The 4,924-nt window shown below is 63.7% G+C and carries 5 protein-coding genes; 2 read left to right on the top strand and 3 right to left on the bottom strand.

Annotated elements, in window-relative coordinates; genetic code table 11:
• Positions 1-68: 68 nt before the first annotated feature.
• A complete protein-coding gene (locus tag EN994_RS17875; protein WP_024502834.1) occupies positions 69-266 on the bottom strand; it encodes a hypothetical protein in 198 nt (65 codons plus the stop codon).
• A gap of 242 nt (positions 267-508) precedes the next feature.
• Here EN994_RS17875 and grpE point away from each other — a divergent pair, with 242 nt between their 5' ends.
• Positions 509-1,144 carry a nucleotide exchange factor GrpE gene (gene grpE / locus EN994_RS17870; RefSeq protein ID WP_027161324.1) on the top strand — a complete coding sequence of 212 codons (636 nt, stop codon included), beginning with the start codon at positions 509-511 and terminating at the stop codon, positions 1,142-1,144.
• Positions 1,145-1,256: 112 nt separating this feature from the next.
• Complete coding sequence (locus EN994_RS17865) at positions 1,257-1,889, top strand: trimeric intracellular cation channel family protein (protein WP_013529571.1); 633 nt, start codon at positions 1,257-1,259, stop codon at positions 1,887-1,889.
• Positions 1,890-1,953: 64 nt separating this feature from the next.
• Here EN994_RS17865 and EN994_RS17860 read toward each other — a convergent pair whose 3' ends face one another.
• The gene (locus tag EN994_RS17860; RefSeq protein WP_023812526.1) at positions 1,954-2,829 is read right to left on the bottom strand and encodes a GNAT family N-acetyltransferase; all 876 of its coding nucleotides are present in this window, start codon (positions 2,827-2,829) and stop codon (positions 1,954-1,956) included.
• A 182-nt stretch (positions 2,830-3,011) separates the two neighbouring features.
• Positions 3,012-4,924, bottom strand: a 1,913-nt coding sequence (locus tag EN994_RS17855) for a response regulator (RefSeq protein ID WP_127307690.1), incomplete at its 5' end; no start/stop codon positions are given.

Here is a 4,924-nt window from a genome sequence, read left to right as displayed (position 1 = left end):
TCCTTAGATGGTTCGGCTCTCCCCGGCTATTGCCGATAGGAGGTTTGCTGCCAAGATTGATTGTTGCGTTACCGCCGGCGCCAGCCGATGTCACCGCGCTCCGCCCCATCGAGGCGGTCGAGCAGTTCTCGGAGCCGGTCGGGAATGTCGGCCTCGGTGCGGAAGGCCGGCAAGGTGCGTAGAAAGCGGGTCACCGCCTCGGCACCCAACTGGCGCCTGACCTCGATGGCCAGCCCTTCTGCCTTTTCGCCCGTGTTGCGGGTCATCGTCTCAAAATCCTGTGTCGGCTTCGAAACTCCTCCAGCAAGGGAATGGTTCCCCCATCCTGCCTGTGGGGCAAGCAAAGCCGGCAGTTAAGGTAAAATTTGAATTAAAATCGAAATGCCTTGCCTGCCATTGTCCGGCCTTGGCCGGTGGCTTCCATAATCGCTTACCCCTTGATTTTTGGCTGCCAAACATCGATATCGGGCACAAAATCCACATCATTCGAGATTGACGGGAAACGGCGATGAGCGACCAGGCAAAAGACGAACGCGCGCCCGATGAAGTCGAGGCGACCGAGCCCGCAGCCGAGCGCACGGAAGGCAGCACCGACGGCGACTATGAAGCCCTTGTCCGGCTGCTGAAGGAAAATGAAGAGCTGAAGGACCGCGCGCTGCGCGTGGCGGCCGAAATGGAAAACCTGCGTCGCCGCACGGCGCGCGATGTTCACGATGCGCGCACCTACGCGGTCGCGAATTTCGCCCGCGACATGCTTTCGGTGTCGGACAATCTGCGCCGCGCGCTGGATGCGATTCCCGCCGAGGCCAAGGCATCGGGTGACGCCGGCTTCAAGGCGCTGATCGAAGGCGTCGACCTCACCGAGCGCGCCATGCTGTCGGCGCTGGAACGGCATGGGGTCAAGAAGCTCGCGCCGGAAGGCGAGAAGTTCGATCCCAATTTCCACCAGGCGATGTTCGAAGTGCCCAATCCGGACGTCCCGGCCAACACCGTGGTCCAGGTCGTGCAGCCGGGCTATTCGATCGGCGACCGCGTGCTGCGCCCGGCTATGGTCGGCGTCGCCAAAGGCGGTCCGAAGTTTGCCGCCGCTGAAGCGCCGGTCGAGCCGGGGCCGGTAAACGAGCAGGCTGAGAAAGATGCATAGTTAAGGGAGTAGGGCAGTAGGGCAGTAGGGAAAAGGGCAATCGCACCTTCCGTGCGGCTTCGTGCTAAACATACTGCCCTACTGCCCTATTCCCTTACTCCCCTGGCCTGCCATGAACCCCATCGCGCTTCTCGACTATGCCGGTGTCGCCGTCTTCGCGGCGACGGGGGCGCTTGCGGCTTCGCGCAAGCAGCTCGACATTATCGGCTTCCTGTTCCTGGCCAGCGTCACCGGGATAGGTGGCGGCACGCTTCGCGACGTCATCCTCAACCTGCCGGTTTTCTGGGTCGCCAACTCCGGCTATGTGCTGGTCTGCGCCGCGGTTGCGGTGCTGGTCTTCTTCAGCGCGCATCGTGTCGAATCGCGCTGGAAATGGCTGCTCTGGCTCGACGCCATCGGGCTCGCCGCTTTTTCGGTGATGGGCGCGGCCAAGGGGCTTGCGATTACCGGTTCGCCGGTCGTCTCCGTCATCACCGGCGTGCTCACCGCCACTTTCGGCGGCATTCTGCGCGATCTTCTTGCCGGCGAGCCATCGGTGCTGCTCAGGCCCGAAATCTATGTCACGGCGGCCCTTGCAGGTGCCGGCCTTTACACGCTTGGCGATCTTGCCGGACTGCCGCCGCTCGCCTCGGACCTTGCCGGTTTTGCTGCGGCGTTCCTTGTGCGTGGCGGCGCGCTCAAATTCGGCTGGTCGTTTCCGTCCTACAAGAGCCGGCCCGGCAGGCGGCCGGAAGATATTTTGTGAAAAGGAAGCGAATAGCGAATAGGGGTTGAACGAGATAGCTCCCGCTACTTTCTATTCGCTAGCCTCACGCAGCGAAGCGCTGGGCTTCCCCGCCATAATAGTTGACGTAGCGTGCGCCGATCTCCTTGACCGGCATCACGACGAACACATCGACCGTCGAGAATTCGCGATCGATGACGCAGCCGTCGCCGATGCGGGCGCCGACGCGCAGATAGCCCTTGACCAGAGGCGGCATCGCGGCGATCGCCGCCTTGGCATTGACCGCCTCGATCGGCATCAGGTCCATCGAGCAGTAGCGCCCGGAGACCGCGCGCACGTCCCAGGCCGAATTTGTGCGGCAGTGGTGGGCGAGGTAGGTGAGCGCCTCGGCATGCGCCGCCGGCACGGTGCCGTGAAAAGAAGCGCAACCGGTCATCACACCGATTTCGTAATGGTTGATGTAGGCCCAGATGCCTTGCCACAACGCCTCGATGGTGCGTTTCGAGCGGTATTCCGGCAAGACGCAGGAGCGGCCGAGTTCCAGGAAACGCTGGCCGGGGTGACGGGCAATGAGCTTGGTCAGCTCGAATTCACCTTCGGAATAGAAACCGCCGGCCGTGGCCGCGATTTCTTGCCGCAGCAGCCTATATGTACCGACGATACGGCGATGTTCGGGACCGGAAAGCGTGGTGTCCAAAACCAGCAGATGGTCGCAGAGTGGATCGAACCGGTCGGCGTCACGGCGGTCATGGGCCTGGAACAGGTCCTTCCTGGCGCCAAGTTCGTCGTAGAACACCCGGTAGCGCACTTCCTGCGCGGCCGCGATCTCGGCCTCGTTGCGAGCGAGCCGCACTTCAAGATTGCCTATACGGCCCAGTGCCGCGCCCTTTATGACGGAATCGACGTTACGTCCGGCAAGCAAGGCGCTGCTGGCGTTCGGCCGAGTGTCACATTCCGGCATAACTGTATGCACGAGTGATTCTCCTTCGAGCCATCCCTCTTGGCACGGGGATACGGTGTAGGTGCAACAGGATTGTGACAGTACCGTGATACGACGTCGTGGGCAATACTTCGTCGGCTGGCGAATACGATCAACCGGCTACGTTTAAGTGATCGCCCGGTGCGGAACGGGCGGTGGAAAGCTCAGGCCGCGACGACCTGGCCCTCGACGGCATTGACCAGCGCCTCGGGGTCGAGCGGCTTGGTGACAAAGCCGCTGGCGCCATGGGCCAACACCGCATGGCGGGTCTTTTCCTGGCTGTCGGCCGACAGCACCATGATCGGCACCGGCCGCACGGCACTTTCTTCCTCATGGCGGCGGATGGCGGCAATCGCGTCCAGCCCGTCCATGACCGGCATGTGCAGATCCATCAAGACCACGTCGAAGCGGTCCTTGTGCGCGGCGCCGGTGACAGCCTCGACGGCCGCCTTGCCGTTGCCGACCACCCTGACGCGATGCCCGGCCTTCAGCAGCGTGGCGCGGGCCAGCATGGCATTGATGTCATTGTCCTCGGCGATCAGCACCGACAGGCCGCGCTGGCGGTTGCCGACGGCGCGCAGTGTCGGCGCGCCGCGCTTTTCCGGCTGCGGCGGGCCGAGGCTCGGAGCATGGCTGCTCAACAGTACACGCAAAAGTGTTCCGCCGCGCACCGGCCTGGCCAGGAAGGTTGCGTAGCCGCTGGCGCGGAACTCGCCAAGCATGCCGCGATCTGTCGGCGCGATCAGCGTGATCGCCTCACAGTCGGAGAAACCGCTCTGGCGCAGGCGCTTGAGCAGCCTTCCGTCGCCTTCCTCCATCGCTGCATCGACCAGGATCGCGTCGCAGCCGGCGGCGAAAGGCGCGGCCTGTGCGGCGGTGGTGGCGATGTCGACCGCGCCACCGTTGGCACGGATGGTGCGGGCGATGGCGTCGGCCTCGACGGCGTTCTTCGACAGGATCACCACGCGTCTGCCCGAGAGAGCATTCTGGCGGCCCTGCGGCGCTTCGGTGGCCGCTGTCGCAGGGACTTCGAAGACGAACTCGGATCCCTGGCCGAGCCGGCTGGATACCGAGATCGTGCCACCCATGGCGGCCACCAGGCGCCTGGAGATGGCAAGGCCGAGGCCGGCCCCGCCATGTGTGCGTGTCGACGTGCCGTCGGCCTGCTCGAACTCCTCGAAAATGCGCTCCAGGTCGGCATCATGCAGGCCCGGACCGGTATCGGCGATGGTAAAGCATATGCGGTCGCTGGTTTCGGTGCGTGCGCGTGCAATGCTCACCAGCACGCCGCCGCTGTCGGTGAACTTGATGGCGTTGCCGATGAGGTTGAGAAGCACCTGCCTGACCTTGCCTGGATCGGCGGTGATCAATTGCGGCACGTCGGGTTCGACATGACAACCCAGCCCGATATCCTTGGCGAAGGCGCGCGCCGCCAGCAATTCGATGATGTTGTCGGCGATCTCGCGCACCGACATCGGCTGCGGCTCCGGGTCGAAACGCCCGGCTTCGATCTTGGAATAGTCGAGAAGATCCTCGATCAGGGCAAGCAATGCGCTGGCTGAGGTCGAGACGGCGCCGACATAGGTCTGCTGCTCCGGCGACAGGCTGGTGTCGGCGAGCAACCTGGCCATGCCCATGATGCCGTTCATCGGGGTGCGGATTTCATGGCTGACGGTGGCGAGGAAACGCGATTTGGCCTGGCTGGCATATTCGGCCCGTTCGCGTGCGGTGATCAGCGAGGACTCGGCGCGTTTGCGGGCGGTGATGTCGCGGGCGATGGCGCGGTGCGAAACCGCGCCACTGTCCTTGTCGCGCACCGACAGTTCGATCCAGGAGAACCAGCGCTGCCCGCTCGGCGTGCTGATAGAGACATCGGTGGAACTCAGGCACTCATGGTCGGAAAAGGCGGCATCGGGAACCATGCCGACCTCGATGCCGAGTTCCGCCAGGGTCTTGCCGGCAAGATCGCGCTGGTCGATCTCGACGAGATCGGCGAAGACCTTGTTGGCATAGACGATGTAGCCGTCGCGGTCGCGATGGATGACGAGATCTCCAAGCGCGTCGATCAGGCCACGAA

It is taken from the genome of Mesorhizobium sp. M7A.F.Ca.CA.002.09.1.1, assembly GCF_003998555.1.
Lineage (GTDB): Bacteria > Pseudomonadota > Alphaproteobacteria > Rhizobiales > Rhizobiaceae > Mesorhizobium > Mesorhizobium ciceri.
Note: the sequence above shows the minus strand (reverse complement) of the source record. Positions and strands in the feature narration are given on the sequence as shown.

Bases quoted from the DNA above. Each gene is read 5' to 3' on its own strand.
- EN994_RS17875 (WP_024502834.1), bottom strand. From the start codon at position 266: ATGACCCGCAACACGGGCGAAAAGGCAGAAGGGCTGGCCATCGAGGTC.
- grpE (WP_027161324.1), top strand. From the start codon at position 509: ATGAGCGACCAGGCAAAAGACGAACGCGCGCCCGATGAAGTCGAGGCG.
- EN994_RS17865 (WP_013529571.1), top strand. From the start codon at position 1,257: ATGAACCCCATCGCGCTTCTCGACTATGCCGGTGTCGCCGTCTTCGCG.
- EN994_RS17860 (WP_023812526.1), bottom strand. From the start codon at position 2,829: ATGCCGGAATGTGACACTCGGCCGAACGCCAGCAGCGCCTTGCTTGCC.